General features: G+C 62.1%; 2 protein-coding genes. Both read left to right on the top strand.

Annotated features, from left to right (window positions below):
• Positions 1–63: 63 nt before the first annotated feature.
• Complete coding sequence (locus F4Z81_13590) at positions 64–1,617, top strand: TIGR00159 family protein (protein ID MXW06078.1); 1,554 nt, start codon at positions 64–66, stop codon at positions 1,615–1,617.
• Positions 1,618–1,651: 34 nt separating this feature from the next.
• Entirely contained in the window at positions 1,652–2,653 is a 1,002-nt protein-coding gene (locus F4Z81_13585; GenBank protein ID MXW06077.1) for a D-alanyl-D-alanine carboxypeptidase, read from the top strand.
• Positions 2,654–2,863 lie beyond the last annotated feature (210 nt).

Below are 2,863 nucleotides of genomic sequence, written 5' to 3'. Positions count from 1 at the left end.
TGATTATATATCTTCTACCAACCGTATGGTTTGATATAGCCAGCGCCCAAGGACTCCTCGACGATGTTTGATCTGGTCAACCTCCTGGATATTTTCATCATAGCGGCCCTGATCTACAGCCTCTACATGTGGCTGAAGGGGACCCGGGCGTACCATATCCTGATCGGCCTCGGCATTCTCGGCGTCCTCTACAGCATCGCGACATGGAGCGGGCTGCTCCTGACCAGCCAGATCCTGCAATACCTGCTCGGCGTGACCCTCCTGTTGATCATCGTGGTATTCCAGCCCGAAATCCGGCAGCTGCTGGAACGGGTCAGTCCCCTGGTCATATTCAGGCTCCAGTCCAGTCCCATCTCCAGGCGCATTCTGAAGGAGATCACCGAAGCCTGTTTCGAACTGTCGGAGAAGCGCATCGGCGGCCTGCTGGTCTTCCCCCGGGCGACCGGGATATCCGGCGTCGTACAGCACGGCGTAAAGCTCGACAGTCTCGTGAGCCAGGAGCTGGTCGTCAGCATCTTTCATCCGTCATCGCCGATTCACGACGGCGCGATTATCGTGGAGAAGGACCGCGTCGTCGAAGCCGCCTCCTATCTGCCCCTTTCAACCCGTGAGCACCTGCCGCCACGGTACGGCACGCGCCACCGGGCGGCCCTTGGCGTATCGGAACTCGGCGATACGTTCTGCGTCGTGGTATCCGAAGAGAGCGGCGAGGTATCCGTGGCGTCCGGCGGAGACATCTCGGCCATGGCGGACCGGGAGAAGCTCTGGCAGACGCTCGAAAAGTCACTGCTGCCCATCGAGATCCCCCGAAGCAGGCCGTCGATGCGGGAAGCGATGAAGAAGATCGTCGCCCTCCGGCAGGGATACCGGTTCAATCGCACCAACCTTACCGCCAAACTGGCGTCCATCGGCGTGGCGTGCCTGCTCTGGTTCATGTTGATCGGGGGGCAACGGTCCGAGATCGAAATTACCGCCGCGCTCGAATTTCAGAATATCCCGACCGACATCGAGCTGATCAGCAATTCGACCAGCGAGGTGAACGTACGGGTTCGCGGTCCCGAAGGCAGTATCTCCACGCTCACGCAAGACCAGGTCCGCGTCATGGTAGACCTGGACGACATGGAACCCGGGACGCACACCATGCCGCTCACGGAAGCGAACGTGGAGTTGCCCTTCCGCTTGGTAGCCACCTCGATCGATCCGAGAAGCCTGACGATCAGGTCCGACCGCATCGTGAACCGACGGATCATGATCGACTACGACCTGACCGGCCGGCTTCCCGATGGGCTGGAACTCGCGCGAGACGTCAGGGTGGAGCCGCCCTCGGTGCCGATCACGGGCCGTGAAATGGAGCTCGACCAGATCGAACGGATCGTAACGTCGCCTGCGATCGACCTGTCCCAGCTCACCGCAAGCCAGGTTTTCGACTGCAGCTTGAAAGTCCTTCCGCTAAACCTGACGTTTGCTTCGTTCAGCATCGAAGGGCGCGAGGTCAGGGTCCATATCGACCTGAGACCCGTCGGCGACGGCCAATCGGTATCGGAAGAAACCGCCGGACTGGACCGGGTAGCGGCTTCCCCGCAGACCAGCCTGAATAACCGGCTGAATTCACCTTGACTTAGCATCCCATCCCGTCCTATTTTCCCATGCTATGAGCAGCCTTAACCCGATCTGGCCGAGGGTGGTATGGGCGAGTTGCGCCTTGCTGCTTTCGATCGCTTCCGTATCCGCGGACACAGGACCGTCCGATGGACATTCACCGGTAGACGGTCCGATCAATGCGCCGGTCCCTGTTGTGGCCGGGCCGGCCGGGCCACCCGCCGAAGTGGACGGACCGCCTGCGGCGCCCATCAGGTCGAGCAGGTGGAGCACGGGCGTCCGCGTACGTGCGCGGGCCGCCCTTGTGGTCGACATGCAGTCGGGCGAAGTGATCTACCAGAAGAACGCGACGTCGCCGTTCCCGGTAGCGAGCATCACGAAGCTGATGACGGCCGTGACCTACATGGGTTTGAATCCGGACCTTGAAAAGAAGATCAGCATCACCCGGCAGGACGTCTACCGGTCGAACTGGACGAAACTGAGATACAGGGAACGGGTCTCGGTCCGGGATCTGCTATACGCCACCCTGGTCGCTTCGGACAACGCGGCGGCCCGGGCGCTGGCCCGGGCGACGGGCCTGACGATCGAGGCGTTCGTGGAGCAGATGAACGAAACGGCGGCTTCTCTCGGTCTGGCGAACTCGCGATTTACCGAACCCACCGGATTGGATTCAGGCAATACGTCCACCGCGGTGGACTGCGTAGCCCTTCTGTGGAATGCGCTGCAGGACGACCTGCTGGCGGAGATCCTCCTGGCGAAGGAGTACCGTTTCGGCACGAACAGGCGCACGCACACCATCCGGACCACCAACCGGCTGGTCCGCGAACCGGTATCCGAAAGCCGGTGGGCGTGCGTAGGCAGCAAGACCGGATACATCCGTAGAGCCGGGTATTGTCTCGTGCTCAGGGCCGTCGGCAACGAAGGCGACGACCTTTATGCCGTCATACTCGGTGGTCCGACGAGCAGGACCCGGTTCACGGACATGCGGCGCCTGCTGGACTGGAGCGTGAATACCGCCCCCGCCGCGGGACCGCAGGCCGATGTCGGCGGCTGACCGAATTCGGGGTGAAAACGATCGGAGAACGTCCGGGTGGACGTATCTTCAGCACAGGTTGAGGAGAGCGTATGTTGGCGACGATTGGTTTCAGCGTGATCGGTACGGCAATCCTGGGTCTTGTCGCGATCGGCCTGGTCTACCTGATGGCCCTCGCGGGAGGCGGGCAGCGCGTGCGCGCCTCCGCACGGCGCCCGGGCGGCAGAACCC

It is taken from the genome of Gemmatimonadota bacterium (assembly GCA_009835325.1).
GTDB lineage: Bacteria > JAAXHH01 > JAAXHH01 > JAAXHH01 > JAAXHH01 > JAAXHH01.
This window is presented reverse-complemented; position numbering and strand designations above follow the sequence as displayed.